Source organism: Bacillus cereus group sp. N11, from assembly GCF_016483605.1.
Taxonomy (GTDB): domain Bacteria; phylum Bacillota; class Bacilli; order Bacillales; family Bacillaceae_G; genus Bacillus_A; species Bacillus_A toyonensis.
This window is the reverse complement of the sequence record NZ_JAEHBN010000013.1, coordinates 18,293-38,269: the sequence shown is the minus strand read 5'-3', so window position 1 is coordinate 38,269 and position 19,977 is coordinate 18,293. Positions and strand designations below refer to the sequence as shown.

The window sequence follows — 19,977 nt, the reverse complement described above, 5'->3', positions numbered from 1 at the left end:
TTATCCTCTATTCTTTCTTATTTCTTTTTGGATTTTACGAAGTGCTTTTTTCGATCCCCGCTCTATATCATGTTGCATTTTTCTTTCTTTATAATCAACAAATAGTGTACTTAAATCGTACCCTTCTGGATATAATTCTTTCGCTGCTACCTCTAAAGTAATGCGTTTTACATTCACTTCAACGAATTCACCGTTATAATATACAACGACGTTATAAAAATTATCTTTTTCCTTATAGATGATACCAAAATCATCATAATCCAATAAATTCACACGGTCGCCGACTTTGTACTCATAATGAGATTCTCTTTTCTCTTGCACAAATTTCGGTTTTCTAATTTTACTTTCATTCACTTTTTCTATAACGTATTCTTTATTTCCCATATACTCCTTCGCTCTTTGCAGTACATGTTCTTTTACGTTCATTTTATTCGCAATCCAAAGCGCATTACTTTCACCTGATTTACCGATAACTAATTTATAAAGTGGCTCTAGTGTTTCACTATTAAATTGCATTGCTGCATTCATAAAATCACCATGCATTTCTGAAAAGCGTTTAATTTCACCGTAATGCGTACTCGCAATTGTAATACATCCCGCAAGGTAAAATTCTTCTAAAATAGATATCGCAAGCGCCGCGCCTTCATTCGGTTCTGTACCGCTCCCTATTTCGTCAAATAGTAGTAACGTATTATTATTTGACATCCTCATAATTTCAGACAAATTTTTCATATGAGATGAAAATGTGCTTAGTGCATTTTCGATACTTTGATTATCACCAATGTCTACAAATACATTTTCGAAAATAGCAATTTCCGTTTCTTTATCTCCCGCAATATGAAAGCCTGACATTGTTGCTAATGTTAATAGTCCGATTGTTTTTAACACAATTGTTTTGCCGCCTGCATTTGGTCCTGTAATAATTAAACTACGATACTCTTGACCAATTTCAAAGTTTAACGGTACAACTTGCCCTGTTAAAAGCGGATGCTTACAATTCATTAAATGAATGTTTCCGTGATCGTTTAGCTTCGGTTCTATTCCATCGATTGATTTACTAAACTTCGCTTTCGCAAATACCATGTCATATTGACTTATCAGTTCCATATTAATTTTTATACTATAAATATTTTCTACTACCATTCCTGATAGTGTCGCTAATATTTGATACTCTTCCATTGCCTCTTCTGCTTTCAAACTTGCTAGTTCCACATTTAGCTTTGTAACCGTATGTGGTTCTATAAATACAGTAGAACCTTTTGCAGAAGCTTCAACAATACTCCCAGCAACTTGATTTTTATAGGAAGATTTAATTGGAATCGTATAACGGTCATCCTTTTTACTAATAAAGAATTCCTGAATAAATTTCTTATTTGCACTACTATTTAAAAACTTCGTTAAACGCTCTTTTATTTTTCCATCTACAGAATCGATATTATTTCGAATTCGTTTTAACTCTTTACTTGCAGCTGCATCAATACTATTTCCTTTAATTGAAAAGTTAATTTCCTCTTCAATGCTTTTATATTCAGTCATTGAATTTGCATAGGAAGCTAATACTGGTGCAAAAAATTCTTTATCTAACATAAACTTTTTAATCTTTCTACATCCACGTAAAAAGTCTGAAACACTTACTAATTCCTCTGGATCTAAAATCATCCCTTTTTCTAATTTTTGAATTGTACTCGCGATATTTGAAATTCCGAAAAAAGGCACATGTCCTTCTGCATCTAATATAGTCCTTGCTTCTGTCGTTTCATTTAAACGATTTCTCACTACTTTTATACTTGTACTCGGCTCTAATTTATTTAATAATTCCTTACCTAATCCACTTACACAATAAGATTTCACTATTTCCTTTAATTCGTTATATTGTAACTTTTCAAAAGTCATCGTATTCATTTTGTTTCTCCTCACTATGATTGATGTTTATCATAAATGAAGATACCTACTCATTAGATCCCAATGAGTTTTACATTATTCAATTACTATTTTTATACATTTAAAACATATACAAAAAAGCTGCGGGGATACCGCAGCTTTTACATTTACAAGGCATGTGTAATAACATATGAGGAAATAAACCATAAAAAACGGATGGCAATCCTCTCATTACACGCTTTATAAAGTATTGTAGGTATCTTCATAGGTTTCGAAATAAACGCATGACAAAATTAGGGGTATGATATACATGAAAATCCCCTGGTCTTATCCGATTTATTTCATTAAATTTTTCCTATTTAATACCTACCGCACTCACAAAAAGCACCTCTCATTAATTTATATTTTATGGTCATTGAAATCTAATTTATTGAAATCATCATACTATATGTTTTGCAAGAAGTAAAGGTGTCATACTTTTATAACTATACAGAATGTAAAAAGAAGAGGTAACTTATATTTCAGTCTACCTCTTCTTTTTTATCACCAATTTACTGTTGAACATATATGGAAACAGAGCCTCCACTTACATGGAATTGCCCCCATCCATCTTTATTAATTGTTACAGTATTTGTTTGATTACCCGTAATATCGTACCATACTTCCCCAGCGTTATTCTTTCCAACATCCATCCACTTTGATCCTCCTGGTCCATCGGAGATTAATGTCGCTAAACCAGACTTAGCATGTACACTATCGCCTTCTCTTGTCCAGCCAATCACATCTGGATGGTCTAAATAATCACGCTGCGTACCATATGCAAAGTTTTTTCGTGCCGTCAAAATTGGATCAATTTTATCTTTTAACGCTGGAATTTCATAACTACTATTTCCGCTTGTCCCATAGTAATCACCATAGAAAACTGAAGGATAGCCCTCTGCACGAGTTAAAATAAATGCATATGCCAGCGGCTTAAACCACGGACTTACTACAGATTCCAATGACTGCCCAGGTTGAGAATCATGATTCTCAACGAGAGTAACTGCGAGTGCAGAGTGATTTTTCATTACTGTTCCATTTAAAATATTTCTCATATCATAATTCCCATTTCCTGTTGAAGCATAATGAAAATTATAATGAAGCGGTGCATCAAATACAGATTGATTATAATTGACTTTTGCCAAATAATTGTTTAAAGTCTGGATATCATTTTGCCAATATTCAGCCACCGTAAACATTTCTTTCCCCGTTTGCTGCCTGACATGATTTACCCAATCGCGTAAATATTCATGATCAATATGTTTAACAGCATCTAAACGAAATCCATCTAAATTTAATTCATTCGCATACCACTTCCCCCAATTTTTCATCTCATTCGCAACATCTGGATGATCAAAATCAAGATCTGCATACATCAAATAATCATAGTTTCCATTTTCGCTAGACACTTCCCAGTCCCATGCTTTACCTATGCCCCTAAATTTATAAATTCGATTTAATTTCCTTCCTTCATCCCAATCCGTTCCGTCAAAATGATACCATTTCCATTTGAAATTAGAATAAGCATCTCTGCGCCCCGGAAAGTTAAAACCCGTCCATGCACTAATTTCATAATCACCTGATACTTCAATATTTCGATTGTTACGGTCTACCTCAACAGCTGTTACGGTTTCAGTATAATCAGCCCCACCTTTATGATTCATAACTACATCACCATATACGTCGATGTTTTGTTTATGTAAAGCGTCAATTGCAGATTTCAACTGTGCCTTTGTCCCATATTTCGTCCGCACCGTTCCTTTTTGATTGAACTCCCCTAAATCATATAAATCATAGGCCCCATACCCTACATCATTTTGCGAAGTCCCTTTATATGCAGGTGGTATCCATACAGATGTGATTCCCTTATGAGCTAAACTTTCAGCATCAGAACGCAAACGATTCCAATGATTCCCATCATTCGGAACGTACCACTCAAAATACTGCATTAATGTTCCATTATTTATCGTTGCTGCTTCTGCCTTATTCCTCCCATATATATTAGGAAAAAGCAAAATAAATAATAAAAAGACTACCGTAATCCTTTTCAACATATTTACACCATCCCCTTCAAGAAAACGTTTGCATAATTCATTAAAATTATTATAATATTCGTTCTACAGTTAGTAAAGTAACAATCTTTTAATCTCTCACATTATTTTTCAAAATATGAATTTAACTATTCCACAAGTACCCCCACATAGTTTAAAATTCACATCGTATTTAAAATTGTATACAATTTATCTATAAAAGTATGATGGAGGGATTTCTATGACAGACTTTCAAAAACAATTTTTCGCACGTTTACATATAGAAGAAAAAGAAACCATATCATTTGAAGATTTATCTCAACTTATGTATGGAATGGCGCAAACTGTTCCATTTGAAAATTTAAATGTTCTCGAAAATAACTTTAAAGAAATATCAAAAGAGAATTTAAAAGAAAAAATTTTAGTAAACAACCGTGGCGGTCTTTGTTATGAACTAAATCCTACTATGTATTACTTTCTTAAAGACTTTGGATTGGATGTTTATTTAGTTTCAGGAACAGTTTACAATGCTGCAAACTCTATATGGGCTGTCGATTCCGGACATATCGCAACTGTTTTAAAACATCATCATGAACTTTATTTAATTGAAGTGGGGTTCGGATCATACTTACCTCTTGCACCTGTTCCTTTCTCAGGTGAAGTCGTTCACTCAGTAACAGGAGATTATCGTATTCGCAAAGAAACAACTGCAAAAGGAAATTACATTTTAGAAATGCGTAAAAACAATGAGTTTCTGAATCAATCTTCTGCTGATGATTGGACATTAGGCTATGCATTTTATATAGAAGAAGTGGATGAAACGAAAGCGAATGCAGCACAAAAAATCATCGTTGAACATGAGGGCTCACCATTTAACAAAGTACCTCTTATTGTAAAACTTACACATGACGGACACGCTTCTTTAACAAAAGATAGCCTTACAATAACAAAAGACGGTAAAAAATCTAAAGAAGAAGTTACAGACGAGCAATATACAAACCTTTTACATTCGAAGTTCGGAATTACACTATAACTGTTTAAGCCTTGCTATTTACAGCAAGGCTTTTCAATTTTCAGCAGGGATTTTTTGCAATTTGTTGTATTTCATAGTTATATAGGAATATGACTACACGTTTAGAAAGGAAATGATTATGACAGAACTTAAAGATCGATTACAAGTACCCGATAATGAAAAATGGAAGTTAACAGATATTTACGATACGATTGATGATTGGGAAAATGATTATAAAAAAATAGAAATGTTAACAATTGAACTAAAAGAATTTAATGGAAATATTCACGATGGCAATCGTTTATTAGCTTATTTAACAAAGAGTGAAGAAATATCTAGCATATTATCTTTAATGTTCGCTTATGCGCGATTACAATCTGATCTTGATACACGCGATACTGACGCCCAATCCCTTGTCGATAAAGTATCACAATTACATGTAAAGGTAAGCGCAGCGAAATCATTCTTCTCCCCATTCTTACTTAGCGTAGAAGAAAACACTTTACACTCTTACATAGAAGAAACGGAAGGGTTACTATACTATAAAGAAGACTTATTTGAATTATACCGTTATAAAAAACACGTATTGAATAAGGATCAAGAAGAAATTTTATCCCAAATGGGTGAAGCACTTTCCTCTCCGCAACATACATTTGGTATGCTAAATAATGCAGATATATCATTTGGTGAAGTGACGAATGATGATGGAAAGAAAGTGAACTTAACACATGGAATGTATTCAAAGTTAATAGAAGATGAGAATCGTGAGAAACGTAAAGAAGCTTATAAGGCATATTACAAACCGTATGTTCAGTTAAAGAACTCAATCGCTTCTACATTATCTTCTGCTATTAAAAATAATGTTACTGTTTCAAAGCTAAGAAAATATCCATCAGCTTTAGAGAAATCATTATTTGGCGATATGGTTCCGAAAGAGGTATATGAAAACCTAATTGATACAACGAAAAAAAACATTCAAACATTACATACATACAATGAAATTCGTAAAGAAAAATTAAATGTAGACGAACTAAGACAATACGACTTAAGCGTCGATTTAGTACAAGGTGTAAAACAAGACATTCCATATGACGAAGCGTTTGATACTATGATTGCATCACTTGCTCCTTTAGGAGAAGAGTATATTGAAACATTAAAAGGTTTTAAAGATAAACGATATATAGATGTGAGAGAAACGCCTGGAAAACGTTCGGGTGCTTATAACTTTGGGGTATATGGCGTTCACCCATTCATTCTTTTAAATCATCACGATGATCTAAATAGCCTTTTCACACTTACTCATGAGTGTGGTCACGGTATGCATACGCATTATTCACACGGATACCAACCAAGAATTTCTGCACACTATTCCATTTTTGTTGCAGAAGTCGCCTCTACAGTAAATGAAGTGTTATTAATTCACTACTTATTAAAAGAAGCGAAAGAAACGAACGTACGTAATCATTTAATTAACTACTTTATCGATAGCTTTAAAGGTACTTTCTTTACACAAATCATGTTTGCAGAATTTGAAAAAATCACACATGAAATGGCCGAACAAGGTAAACCATTAAACGCCCAAGTCTTTAGCGAAATTTATGAAAAGCTATTTAGAGAATATAACGGTGATTCACTTGTATTTAATGAAGAAGTAAAATATGGATGGTCTAGAATCCCTCATTTCTATCGTCCATTTTACGTGTACAAATACGCAACTGGATTCGCCTCTGCCATTCAAATTGCCGATAAATTATTAAGCGGTGATCCAAATGCACAAAAAAACTATATCGAATTCCTTAAAGGTGGAAGTTCTGACTATCCATTAAACCTACTGAAAAAAGCTGGTGTTGATTTAACTACGCCAGAACCGATTGAAAGTGCATTAAATCGCTTTACTCAACTTGTTGAAGAGTTTTCAGCATTATAAAAAAAGCATGCAGAGTATATACTCTGCATGCTTTTTTCATTCGAATCACTTTATTCTACATGTTGCTGCGTCACACAATGAATCATACCACCATACGCATACAGTGCATTTACATGAATACCAACGATTCTTCTTCCTGGAAACTGCCCTTCAATGATTTGCAGTCCTAACTTATCATGTTCATCACCGTATATAGGAACCAATACAACTTCATTTCCAATATAGAAATTCAAATACGAACCTTTACAGTCTGCCTCTTTTACCACTTTTCTTGTTACTGGTACTGGGATGAGTTGAAATGGACTTCCATCTATATTTCTCGCTTGTCGCAATTCTTGATAATGCTTTTCTTGCGCATCCAAAAGGTATGCCTCTCCTTCCCCGAAAGGATCATATTCATAAAGAATCGTATTTTCATTTACAAAACGTGCTGCCCCATCAATATGATAATCCGTATCTTCATCATAATTATCTTCACCACGAATACCAGTTATCCATATAAAATTCGTTACTCCTAAATACTTCGTTAACTCCATTTCAATCTCTTCCTGACTTAGTGTAGGATTTCGATTTTCATTTATAATAGAAGTTTTTGCCGCCATTAAGGTCCCGTTTCCGTTTATCTCTATTCCTCCACCTTCTAGACAAACACTTGCTGCAACTTTTAGGATGCTATACATTTCACTTATTTCGTCCGGAATAACAGCATCATTTTCATACGGATATTTATCCCCCCAACCATTAAAAATCCAGTGCGTTAAGCAGAGATTTTCTTCCTTATCTTTTACAAATATCGGTCCATTATCTCTTATCCATATATCATCAGTTTCTTGAACTAAAAAATCAATTTTATCCATATTTACGTTCTCTTCAATTAGCTTCGATTGGACATGTGTTTTTTCTTCTTCATCATATACAACAATATGCACATTCTCTCCGTAATGAAGTTCCTTCGCCATCGTTACCCAAATATCATCTAACTTAGCTCTGTAACCTTCACCTCTATGCGTTTTATCATGAGGCCATTGGAGCCATGTCCCCTCATGTTTCTCCCATTCTGCAGGCATATAAAACAAACTATTTTCTATATTTCTCATACATGTTCACCCCTTCTCTAAATGTAAGTCCAGTCTATACTTTGACATCGTGTTAAGGTCAACATCAATATATTCATTTGCTTGTAACTACTTCATAACGTTACTCTTTATTCTCCCTTGTGATACACTACTTCTCCTTGTAAAACTGTCATTAATACTTTCACACTCGGAATCTTATCGACACTCATTTTAGTAATATCCTCATTTAGTATTACGATATCAGCCGATTTTCCTACTTCAATTGAGCCAGTAATCTTATCAAGTCCTAGTGCCTTAGCTGGCTTAATTGTATAAGCATCAATAGCAGCCTGTACATTAGACAAGCCTTTCTCATCAATACTTAATGCGTTCGAAATCGTCACAAGTGGATTCAATTCATTTACATCCCAATCACTACTAAGTGATACATTTGCACCTGTTTTCCAAATTTGTCCTAACGGCATAATTCGTTTCATTTGCTGGTCTGTAAAATACGTACTTGCCCAGCTTTGTTTAGGATCTTCCGCAAAATCATGACCGACTTGAAAATCAGCGCTAACTCCTAAATGAGCAAAACGATTCATATCACTATCTTCTACCATTTCCACGTGCGTAAGCGTATACGGCTGTTTTGCCCCTTCTTTTTTCGCTGCTTCAATTGCATTTAAACTCTCTCTTACTCCACTATCTCCAATTGTGTGAATAAGTGCACCGTAACCAAGTTTATTAAGTTCAGTTAACCACCATTTCATTTTTTCTTCTGGAATATAGTTCAAACCATACGGGGTTCCTTTAAACCACTCAAATTTATATTTTTCAAGCGTTTTCGCTGTACTGTTAATACTAATTCCATCACTATACATCTTCACTTGATTAATAAGCATGCGTGACGACAAATCATCTCGCTTAATCTTTTGGAAATACTCGATTTGTTCTGCTTCATTTAAGTTCGGATACACCCACGGACGAAGTACTACTCGTGACGTTAACTTTTTCTCATCATTTACTTTATTCCAAACATCTAACCAGCCTCGTTTCCAATAGAGACGTCCATCCCCCACTGTAGTAATACCATTCTTCGCAACTTCATCTAAGCCGTCCAGCAAACCTTCATAATTTTTTTCGAACAAATTCGGTTGGGCATTCCATGCTTTTTCCATTACGATATCTCCAGCTGTATCATAAAGAATACCAAACGGTTCTCCTGTTTCTGGATCCCGAATAATTCTTCCACCTTGTGGATCTTTCGTATCTTTATTTATCCCAGCCAACTCCAATGCTTTCGAGTTAACCCATACAGAATGAGAGGTTCTTTCCATAATTAATACTGGATTATTAGGAAATAGCTCATCAAGAACTTGTAATGGCGTTTGTTGTTCTGACTTTTCATCCATATTTTTTAACAGCTCTTCCAAACTAAATCCTGTTCCACTTATCCATTCCCCATCTTTCACATCTTTTTTACAAGCATTTAAATACGAGCGTTGTTCTTGCAACGCAGCATCTGGTGAGACACTGCAATTCCCTGCTGCTGGTGATTTCGCTTCAAAAATATGATTATGATTATCCACAAAACCAGGAAGAAGTTGACGTCCTTGTAGATTTATCACTTTCGTATCTTTATTAATCAATTTTTCTACATCCTTATTTGAACCAACAAAAGTAATTTTCCCATCTTTAATCTCTATAGCTTCTGCCATTTCTTGCTTTTCATTAGAAGTGTAAATTGTACCATTTTTAAACACTACATTTTTGGGCAACTGACCAGGTAGAGCAGAGCTACCATTCTCACCTTCTCCTACTTCAGGCGTACACGCTGAAATCCATACCATACTTAGAATCAAACAAATAATCATGATTTTTCTTTTCATATTCTTTCTCCTTTTTATTATGATAAAATGAAACTTTAATTAGTGGTGGACTCCATCCCTCACTAATTATTTGCCCACATCCATCAGGCTTTTACGGACAGCCTGACTCCAAAAAAATAGCGGGATAAATTACTTTCGTATATAGAATAAGGATTGACATAATGTTAATGTCAATCCTTATTCTCATTCTATTTTCGTAACTAAAAAACAAATTTGTGTCACATACTCTTCTGTTAAACAATCACATTCTGGTCCCTTTATATAGACTTCATATGGATGACTCTCTATTATATAGCCATTCCTTTCAACCCACTCTTCTAACGCCATATAAGCATAACCTATATAGTCATAGCTGCCATAATGCAAAGTGGTAACAATTTGATGCTGCTTTAGCCTTTTTATGTCGCACTCTTGTAATACACCTTTATTATCTTCATCCATAATCGGAATTCTTAATTCTATATGGCTGCGATTTGGAATATACTCTTCATCATAAAAAACTGTAGATGGAGAACCGACTATTTGAAAGCTATTTTTTTGTAGTTGTTCATATAAGTCATAAAAATAATCATCCATATCGTCTATATCTATTTGTAACTTTTGAGCAATTACTGTTATTTCATTTCTCATTCCAATTAATACATCGTAACTTCTATGGCGAGCAATATTTAGACCTTTATTCATATTTACTATTTCATTCATTTCTGAAATAACCTGTAAATTTTGTTTCACTTCATGAGATAACTCCATAATTTGAGATTGCATATGTTCAACAAACGAATCTTGATCTGCTGACTGGAGAATGATTTTAATTTTTGGTAAAGGAAACTTGTACTCCCTCAGCTTTTTAATTTTTAACGCTACTTCCAGCTGCCCTTGTTCATAATATCTATATCCATTTACCGGATTCACATATGCTGGTTTTAATATCTCTTCTTTGTCATAATGCCTTAGCATCCGTGTACTCATTTTACAAATTCGTGAAAATTCAGTAATTGTATACATATAAATACCCCTTGAATACATTTTCTTATAAACTTATTCATCCCGATTGGTATGGGCTAATAATTAGAGGGGATGGCCTCCTCTAATTAAAGTTTCACCTTATTAAAACCAATCAAAAATTTTTCTAATTGAAGAACTTTCACCCTGATTGCTCAATCTTTTCATTTTTGAAGGCAATAAATGACTCGGACAATACCACGTTAAACAATTCATTGCACCTCCCATAGTCGATATTTCTCCTACATGAATTTGAATGACTTGTTTTTCCGTATGCTGTTGAATATATCGTAAAACTTCCCCGTCTTTTGCTAATCCAAACTTAGGAACATAAAGGGCGTCACATGTTTCTAACATATTTATATATAAACCTTTTGCCGATGCAATTTCTTGATCATATTGCCCTTTCTCTGTATATGACGAAGGAACAACGATAAATTCAGCTTCTGGCATTTGCTCTTGAATAATCTCTTGCACATGATATCTAAATTCATTATCACCTAGAAAATCACTAATAAACATTGTGTGTTCATCAATAAATTTAACCATTCCGTCCGCGTGCGCAAGTACATCTCCTTCTTCAGCAGGAATAATAATAACCCGGCTTACATCTAAATCCCACTCTAATTGCTCAATTATTTCCTCTTCCGTCCAATCATCGTTGTCATCAAATATGCGTTCTGTTAATATAACAGTATCTTTTTTATTCCAAATAAGATTGCCACCATCCAATATTAATGGTGATTTCACATACTCAAATTCATTTTTCTTCAACCATTTATTAAATTGTTGATCTAAATATCGCCCTTGATCCTCTGGTAAATAGTTTGGGTAATATTTAAATTTAACAAGATGATTCGTTATAACTGGCGCAACATCTCTTAGCCAAATATCATCATACTCAAAGAAGTTTGTATGAAAGTCTTGCTCTTCAACAGATAAAGATATAAGTTGATCGGTAAATGATTTTTTTTCATTTAAGTATTCATTAAAGTAAATAATGTCTTCATACAATGGTTGATAATATTCATTCGATTCATCTGGTATTGCAGTAAAAATAATGCCACTATGTTTTTGTTCCATTTTATTTACCTCGCTTTTTAATAATGATTACATAACTGATTTCAATCAGCCAACTATTCCCCAATCCATTTCTCTTTTCATTACAATTTTTGAAACGTGCACATTTCATGAATGGATTATAGCACGGAGAAATATTATATATTTATATAAAAAATATATAGCTGTCGTTAAGCCGTAAAGTAACTCTTGACAAGATTTGAAAATAACGCATTTCAGACAACATTAAAAATATAATCATCATACCCAATGAATGATTAGCTGATTTTTTTATCAAGATTCATATCCATTACTTCGAACAAACCGTTTTGATTACATAGATCTAATACATGTGTTTCTACTCCTATACAAATCCCTTCTAATGGGAGATCGTTTGGGTCCTGACCAAATGGATCTTCAATTTCAACCCCTATTGCTTCAATCCCTATAAATGCAAAACTTATAAACGTAGTTGCAAGTACTGTAAACCACCCAAGACTATCAACAAGTCCGATCGGTAAAGTCCCGCAAAATATGAGCAGTAAAATTTTAATATGAGCAAAATATGCAAATGGGATAGGCGTTGTTTTAATACGATCACATCCACCCACAGCCGTAAGCAAATTATTCAAATCAGCTTCCATATTAATTATTACATTTGGATGAAGTCGACCCGTTTTTAAACCTTTTGATAGTATAGTTTTTAACATAAAAACTATACTAATTGGTAAATGAATAGATTCCGCCAATATTTCCTTTTCCTTCTCAGAACAAATATTAAGCAATGCTTTTATTTCAGTTAGATCTTTATCGTCTCTCAAATGCCCTTTCGCTATCTTAGGAAAAGCAATTAATAAATGTAAAAATTTTAGCTTTTCCTGATCCGTCTTTTTCTCTTCAGACTCCCAATGACATAAGAAACTAACTGCTAAATTTCTAGTAGAAGCACTAATCGTGCCAAATAACTTTCTACCCTCCCAGTATCTATCATAGGCAGTGTTCGTACGAAAAACTAACAGTAGACCTAAAGCTCCTCCAACAATTACCCAAGGAGTTTGATTAATTTTTATTGCTACATAATAGTAATTAATCACAGTGATTACTGTTGAAATGCACATATATAATAAAATTTGCGGGAAAATATCTCTTACAACTGTTCCCTTTAATGTAAATATTTTATGTAAACTATTTTGATTATTGTAATGTACCATATTTACAAAATCCCTTTCTTTTTTAATCTTTTATCCTTAAAAATTACGAAAGTATACAATTAAATAGTAAAATCATAAACCCTATCATTACGAAACTGGTGAAAATTATTTCTTTCAATACTCTTACTCCTTTTTTTCCAAAAGATATACCACTTTTTTAATTTAAACAACAAATGTTTACTATTCTAAATCACGACGCATTATTTTAGAATTCGCAACGAATAAAGCACTAATTAATACAAGAATCGCGCAGGCGTATAACAATATATCTATTGGACTATCATGATTTATAATAATGAGACGAACGATAGCTGTTATACCTATATATATAAAATATCGTAATGGAAAATGAAAATTCATTTGAAAATACTTTATAATCATTACGATGAATTCAAAATATAAAAAGAATACGACGATACTATCGATCAAATGATAACTAGATTCCTCACCATTTAATTTCAGTTCTTGTATAAATTGAATGACTTCTTTCACAAGAAACACACTTAGAACAACCCCTAAACAAATCAAAGCTACATTTAAAATGTACTGTAGAACGATAGGGAAAAACGAAAATACTATTTTTAAGTTCTTTAACACAAACATTTTCTCCTTTTCCATATAAAGTGAAACTTTAATCAGTAGGGGGTTTGTTCACCCCCTACTGATTATTAGCCCACACTAATCGGGCGTTTATGGACAGCCCGACTCCCACCTAACTTCTTTTTTCGAGTCGAGTTTTAAGGTGAGAGTCTTACTACCCGCAAATAGCGGGATAAAACGAAAAGCGACAATACACTATACTCCGATTATCATTATATTAAAACGTTTTATTTTTACGAATAATAAAGCATGACAAAATAGGTAAAGATAGTATTTCATCTATTTTGTCTATACAGCAGTATAACGAAACTCCAAACGATTATTTCAATTGAATTGGTTGTTGTTGTGTCACACAATGAATCATACCGCCATTTTTATAAAGCTCTCTCACATCAATACCTACTACTTTACGATCCGGGTATAACTTCTGAATCGCGTCGTTTGCGATTTTATCATTTGGATCATTATAATTAGGCACCAATACCACTTTATTCCCAATATAATAATTGATATATGATCCCTTATAATCAAGAGTTTTCCCATTTTCTAAAGCAACCTTGTCTTTACTAAGTGGTAAGTATTCATACTTATACTTCTTTCCTGAAGCATTTTTTGCATCCAACAATGTATCCATATCTTTGTTAGACAAACCCCATTCGGCTAGGTCGTCTTCTTTCATCGTTATAATAGTAGATTTATTATGGAATTTAGCAAATCCATCAATATGAAAGTCCGTAATATCTAAATTAGGTACTCCATCTAACCAAATAAAGTTTGACACCCCAAGGTCACTTATATATTTTTCAATTTCCTTTTCCGATAAATCAGGATTTCTATTTTTATTCGTTACAGCACTTCGAGTTAATAAAGCAGTCCCATTGCTATCTAATTCAATTGCGCCACCTTCAAGGACAAATTTCCCCCAATCAATTCTTTCAATCCCTAATTGCTTACTAACGTTCTCACGAATACGAGCATCATTTTTGTAAGGTGTTTTATTCCCCCAACCATTAAATGCTGGATCTAATATTTTTAGATTTTTATCATTATCATAAACAAAAATTGGTCCACTATCTCTTGCCCATACATCATCCGTAGGTGCTATAAAGAAATCAATCTTCTCCATATTTAGCCCTTCATCTGTTAAAAGCTTATTGATTCTCTCTTTTTCTTCCTGGTCATATGCAACAATGTGGACTTTTTCACCCTTAGTTAAAGCACTTGCCATCTTAACCCAAATAGGTTCAACTTCTTGTTGATACTCTTGACCATATGTGTATTCATGTGGCCATTGTAGCCATGTACCTTCATGTTTATCTGTTTCATCCGGCATCGTGTATTTTCCAATCTTTTTCTGTACCTCTACCTTCTCATTCTCTTTCCCTTTTGCATTTTCATTTCCACCTTCATAAGAACATCCACTTATAACCGTTGTAGCTAATGTAGCTATCAAACAAAACTTCACTACTTTTTTCATTTTCTGCCCCTCCTGTTCTTGTCTTCAATAATGTAAAGCTTCACATAGTGTGAAGCTCAAGCTTTTTCATCGATGTAAAAATTACCAATTATCCTCCCACGTGATAATCGTAAAATTCCAATAAAAATAGAGGGCATTCACAAAGTAACCCCCTCTATTTAACATTACTATTTTTTAACTTCCTTCATAAATTTATTCTAATCTTACTCTCTTCTCATACTTGCTTGTTCACTAAATAAAACATTATTAAATAAAAAAAATCGGTATTGATCATTTCATATCAATACCGATTTTTAAACATTTATTTTTCTTCTATTAAATCATTCGCCATTTTTCTAAACTCTTGATTAAACGTATCATTCATACCATTCTGTACGTTAGAGAATAATATAACAAACGTTCGTTTATCCCAGTTAAAATTATTAAATGTGTTCCAACCAGCTAATACCCCATGATTATGATAATAGTCTGGGTAAATATAGAAACTAAATCCATATTTTCTTGCAGGTGATACAGTAAACATATCAGATAAGCCTTGCTTAGAAAGCAATTTCCCATCCATAATAGCCTCATCTAATTTTTTCATATCTTCAACAGTCGTATACATTTCACCACAACCATATAGCCAGTTCATTTTTAAGCGAGGCGCATCTATTAATTCATTATCTTTTTTCGTATAACCTTCCGCTAGGAAAATATCTTCTGGAAGAGTTGCCCCCATTCCAGATTCATGCATTCCAACAGGATTAAAAATATTTTCTTTCACATATTCAGCAAGCGGTTTATTCGTAAGCTTTTCGACAATATACGCTAACACCATATAATTATAATCTGTATATTTCCATCCTGTCCCTGCAGGAAATTGTAACGTTTGCTCACCAATCCACGTTACTAACTTTAAACGTGACGCTGCATCAACACTCCCTTGCCCCTGTTCTGGTAACCCGGACGTATGTGTTAACAAATTTCGTAACGTAATGTTTCTATCTGCCGGAAACGATGGAATATACTTATTGACATTGTCTTCAATATTTAATTTCCCTTTTTCTCTTAGTTGCATAATAGATATTGCAACGACTGTTTTCGTAATGGAACCGATACGATACTTCGTTCTTGGCGTTGTTAACATTTTATCTTTCACATTCGCATAGCCGTAACCTTTTCGTAAAATCACATGACCTTTGCTAGCTACTAGAACACTCCCATTAAACCCTTTATCTTTTAAATATTGATCTAGTTTTCCCGCTGCACTTTCATAGCGTTTTTTCTCGTTTATACTAACTTCTTGCTGCTCGTCCTTTTGCTTATCAATTATATTCGAAAATGCCTTTATATCATATTTTTTATCTTTCTTTGCATGTATTAGTGCAACGACACTCCCACAAAAAACAGCAAAAATAAAGAAAACGATTAACCATTTCTTTAACATAATAGGAACCCTCTTTTTCTAGTTTCACTTAACGTGCATCCATTCTATTCTATACCTTGTAATTTTCAGATACTTTATAATATTACTTGCTATTCTCTTTATTTAAATTAGATTCCTTTTTATCACATTCAACTTTCAACTACTCTCTATTGTATTTCTTTCTTAAAAAATATCCAGCATACAATCGGATGCACCTGACTATAATTTCAATTTCTTATGTAACATTTGTTACACATCATACAGAATGGAGATGTAATATGAAAAATACCGATAGACGCAATCGTTTAGATGATAGAATGTTTCATTATCGGATAACAAAGAACAACATAGTTTTAATTGAATATTACGGAAAACAAATTATGATTTTAAAAGGAAATGACGCTGAAAAATTTTTAAACAAAATAAATCATGCAAATAACGATAAAGAAAAACAACTGATTATGGCTAAAATTACAGGTAATTTCAAAAGAGGAAATGAACGTAATTGAAAACGAATCTCATTTTCTTTTTTGATTATACAGCATATTCAATAAGAAATGTCGCTCATATGGCATTTCTTTATATTTTCTTCACCAAAAATTCACATTGCTAACTTTCCTTTATTTTTTATTCTCCCTATATAAGCTGAGTACTGAAATACTTAGTAATACAACTATACACAACCACGCATACGTATACCCTTTCTGATCTACAATATACCCAAATAAGACAGGTGCAACAATAATAGCAATTTGATTTAATGTAAGAGCAAAACTCACTGTCATCCCTACAGATTCTTCACTTGCCGTTTCTGCAACTTCAATAATAAAAAGACTGAACCAGCCAATCGAAAAGAACCCTAACAATGCACTTACAACATACAAGAACTCACTCCTTATTGTATGTATATTCATTACTAACATAAGAATAAAACAGATAGAAGTGCAGACCGATATAAATAAAGGGATGCGCCGGTTTCCCTTATAACACAAATCACTAACAGCTGCCAATGTAATACGGCCAATCATTCCAGAAAAGAACATAACTGAAAATACTTTTCCGGCTAAAATAGGTGTAATTGATTGTTCCATTACTAAAAAATTTATAAAATGTCCAACTAACACCATTTGTAATGAAATCATGCAAATACCAGTTATATAAATTGGATACAACGCTTTTTTATGCATCACTGATTTTAACTGCACCCAAAAAGAGGTTTTTATACGTTCTTCTTTCCCTTCCTTCCGAACACATGAATCTCGATAAAATATAGAAAATAAAAGACCACCTATTATACAAATGCTTCCTATTACATGTATCGCATAAGACAAATTATATTTTATTACAAGTAACGGAATTAATACTCCCGCTAGTACACCACCAATAGGTATACCGGCTTGCCTGATCCCCATTGCTAACCCACGATTTTCTTTTGAGAACCATTTTAGTATCACTTTACTTCCTCCCGGCTGGGAAACACTATAAAACATTCCTACTAACAAAAGGACAAAGAGTAACCCTTTAAATCCATTTACTATATTAGTCAGTAAGAGCGAACCTCCGAGTAAAAATGAACTGATAGTAATTAACCATTTTTCATTATATTGATCAAGTAGCTTCCCAACAAAAAGCATGCAAAATAGCGGTCCAATATTTACAACGCTTACTAATAACCCACTCTCCATATTCGTAAGTGCGTATTCTTCCTTCCAAAATAAAGCGAAAGCTCCGACACCATACGTTATAAGTGTCGCTGTCGTTTGAGCAATCGTCGCAAAAATTAACATCATCCACTTATAAGTACTGTTCACATTCTCTTTCATTAGCATTAAGATCCCTCCATCCCCTTCCATTGTATGAAATTTTTGATATTATATAAAATAAATATTAATCATATAATCCATCAAAAAAATTGATACCTTTTTCGGAGGGATGATACGTGGACATAAAAGATTTAACTGTTTTTTACGAAGTTGCAAAAGAAAGAAATATATCTCATGCTGCAAAAAATTTAAACTATGTACAATCTGGCGTAACGATGCGTATGAAACAACTAGAAAACGAATTAGGTGTGCCTTTATTTTATCGAAATGGAAAAGGTGTTACTTTAACTTCTAACGGCGAGATTTTATTAACATACGCAAAACAAATCATCCACTTAATGGAGCAATCTGTTAAAGCGGTCCAAAGTAATGGAACCGAACCAAAAGGCACTTTAAAAATCGGATGTACAGAATCCACAACAGCTGTTCGGATTCCTTCCATATTAGCGAACTATTATGAGAATTACCCACAAGTCGAATTAGTTTTAGAAACAAATACGACGGAACAGCTAACCCATCTCGTATTAGACCGAAAACTAGACGGAGCATTTATCGCTGGAACTACTCAGCACGCTGAACTTCGTGCAAATGTATTTCGTGAAGAAGAATTAGTTCTCATTAGCAAAAATCCTTTATCCTCTTTCCAAGACATAGGAGACATGAATTTACTTACCTTTAGTCACGGTTGCTATTATAGAAGGTTATTAGAAGACTGGCTTCAAGAAGAAGGAATTTCACCTAAACGAGTTTTAGAGTTTGGAACGATTGAAGCGATACTCGCATGTGTAAAATCAGGTATGGGCATAGCAATTATGATGAAATCTATCTTAAATGGTCATAAACATGACGTATCATTCAACCCTTTACCAAATAGCTTCAAAAAAGTTCCTACTACTTTTATTACGAGAAAAGATATTTTTCACTCAGCTGCATTACAAAAATTTATGGAGATGACTCACAATGCGTGAAAAGAAAATACGTGGTATGAAACGAAAAACAAATACTATGATTAAACGAATTGAATAATATACGAATACATTCCCTTCTACTTTCTATCATAATCAATATTGGTATATGCCTTTACCTGTTTCACAAGCTTTTATTAACTCTCAAAAAACCCCTAGGAAAGTAAAGAGATTGTGTATTCAAACTTTATTAAATCAAGCAAATCAATTATTGAAAATGAAACCGAACGACACAAATACATATCGAGTTGTAGTTATGATTTCCATTGCAGATTTATGGCGCTCTCAAATTATCATATTTAAAAACGATGACTACTTTCATACTTTTTCCCGTAGAAATAGTGAATTTCAAAAATGGATTCCGCTTTCAAATGAATCTGTTTTTTGGGAAAAATGGGGAAATACAATTTGTCAAACCGTCAAAACATTGCACTTTCAAGAAATCATTCATGACGAAGATGAATGCTCTAAAAAAGAGATTTGGTTTATTGGAGAATTAGCGTGAAGAAGGCACTGAACTCTATTATTTGAATCTACCCTGAAACAGTAACCACTCATTTTACATCATAGAAAAAGGTATACCTAAAATATTGGTA

At 33.3% G+C, this 19,977-nt stretch carries 15 protein-coding genes and 1 pseudogene; 5 read left to right on the top strand and 11 right to left on the bottom strand.

Features of this window, described 5'->3' with window-relative positions; translation table 11 throughout:
• Together JDS98_RS20385 and amyS are read right to left on the bottom strand one after the other, a co-directional pair.
• A complete protein-coding gene (locus JDS98_RS20385; RefSeq protein WP_098163761.1) occupies nt 1–1,902 on the bottom strand; it encodes an endonuclease MutS2 in 1,902 nt (633 codons plus the stop codon).
• Between the two features lie 530 nt (nt 1,903–2,432).
• Nucleotides 2,433–3,974, bottom strand: a complete 1,542-nt coding sequence (amyS, locus tag JDS98_RS20380; RefSeq protein WP_000919648.1) for an alpha-amylase — start codon at nt 3,972–3,974, stop codon at nt 2,433–2,435.
• Between the two features lie 217 nt (nt 3,975–4,191).
• Here amyS and JDS98_RS20375 point away from each other — a divergent pair, with 217 nt between their 5' ends.
• Together JDS98_RS20375 and pepF are read left to right on the top strand one after the other, a co-directional pair.
• Nucleotides 4,192–4,983 (top strand): arylamine N-acetyltransferase family protein, encoded by a 792-nt coding sequence (locus tag JDS98_RS20375; protein ID WP_098911829.1) that lies wholly within the window; start codon nt 4,192–4,194, stop codon nt 4,981–4,983.
• 118 nt (nt 4,984–5,101) lie between these two features.
• Entirely contained in the window at nt 5,102–6,889 is a 1,788-nt protein-coding gene (gene pepF / locus JDS98_RS20370; protein ID WP_199634265.1) for an oligoendopeptidase F, read from the top strand.
• 50 nt (nt 6,890–6,939) lie between these two features.
• On the opposite strand, the gene JDS98_RS20365 is transcribed toward pepF, so the two are convergent.
• From JDS98_RS20365 to JDS98_RS20330, 8 genes are all read right to left on the bottom strand, one after another.
• Nucleotides 6,940–7,986 carry an agmatine deiminase family protein gene (locus JDS98_RS20365; RefSeq protein ID WP_098107739.1) on the bottom strand — a complete coding sequence of 349 codons (1,047 nt, stop codon included), beginning with the start codon at nt 7,984–7,986 and terminating at the stop codon, nt 6,940–6,942.
• 107 nt (nt 7,987–8,093) lie between these two features.
• The gene (locus tag JDS98_RS20360; RefSeq protein WP_000823348.1) at nt 8,094–9,836 is read right to left on the bottom strand and encodes an amidohydrolase; all 1,743 of its coding nucleotides are present in this window, start codon (nt 9,834–9,836) and stop codon (nt 8,094–8,096) included.
• Between the two features lie 183 nt (nt 9,837–10,019).
• Nucleotides 10,020–10,841, bottom strand: a complete 822-nt coding sequence (locus JDS98_RS20355) for a MerR family transcriptional regulator (RefSeq protein ID WP_199634264.1) — start codon at nt 10,839–10,841, stop codon at nt 10,020–10,022.
• A 102-nt stretch (nt 10,842–10,943) separates the two neighbouring features.
• Entirely contained in the window at nt 10,944–11,921 is a 978-nt protein-coding gene (locus tag JDS98_RS20350) for an agmatine deiminase family protein (RefSeq protein ID WP_000435609.1), read from the bottom strand.
• 254 nt (nt 11,922–12,175) lie between these two features.
• Nucleotides 12,176–13,108, bottom strand: coding sequence for a bestrophin family protein (locus JDS98_RS20345; RefSeq protein ID WP_199634263.1), 933 nt, complete (start codon nt 13,106–13,108; stop codon nt 12,176–12,178).
• A 180-nt stretch (nt 13,109–13,288) separates the two neighbouring features.
• On the bottom strand, nt 13,289–13,705 hold the full coding sequence (gene psiE, locus JDS98_RS20340) for a phosphate-starvation-inducible protein PsiE (protein WP_000916785.1): 417 nt from the start codon (nt 13,703–13,705) through the stop codon (nt 13,289–13,291).
• A gap of 322 nt (nt 13,706–14,027) precedes the next feature.
• Nucleotides 14,028–15,185 carry an agmatine deiminase family protein gene (locus JDS98_RS20335; protein WP_199634262.1) on the bottom strand — a complete coding sequence of 386 codons (1,158 nt, stop codon included), beginning with the start codon at nt 15,183–15,185 and terminating at the stop codon, nt 14,028–14,030.
• Between the two features lie 301 nt (nt 15,186–15,486).
• A complete protein-coding gene (locus tag JDS98_RS20330; RefSeq protein ID WP_199634261.1) occupies nt 15,487–16,614 on the bottom strand; it encodes a serine hydrolase domain-containing protein in 1,128 nt (375 codons plus the stop codon).
• A 257-nt stretch (nt 16,615–16,871) separates the two neighbouring features.
• On the opposite strand from JDS98_RS20330, the gene JDS98_RS20325 reads away from it, so the two are divergent.
• Nucleotides 16,872–17,102, top strand: coding sequence for a hypothetical protein (locus JDS98_RS20325; RefSeq protein ID WP_000798812.1), 231 nt, complete (start codon nt 16,872–16,874; stop codon nt 17,100–17,102).
• A 111-nt stretch (nt 17,103–17,213) separates the two neighbouring features.
• On the opposite strand, the gene JDS98_RS20320 is transcribed toward JDS98_RS20325, so the two are convergent.
• Nucleotides 17,214–18,446: an MFS transporter gene (locus JDS98_RS20320; RefSeq protein ID WP_140154009.1), complete on the bottom strand. Its 1,233-nt coding sequence runs from the start codon at nt 18,444–18,446 to the stop codon at nt 17,214–17,216.
• Between the two features lie 86 nt (nt 18,447–18,532).
• Between JDS98_RS20320 and JDS98_RS20315 the strand changes: the two genes are divergently transcribed.
• Both JDS98_RS20315 and JDS98_RS20310 read left to right on the top strand, forming a co-directional pair.
• Nucleotides 18,533–19,384, top strand: a complete 852-nt coding sequence (locus JDS98_RS20315; protein ID WP_097953774.1) for a LysR family transcriptional regulator — start codon at nt 18,533–18,535, stop codon at nt 19,382–19,384.
• A pseudogene (locus JDS98_RS20310) lies at nt 19,377–19,886 on the top strand (DUF3916 domain-containing protein). The gene JDS98_RS20315 and the pseudogene JDS98_RS20310 overlap by 8 nt, the downstream one beginning before the upstream one ends.
• Nucleotides 19,887–19,977: the final 91 nt, after the last annotated feature.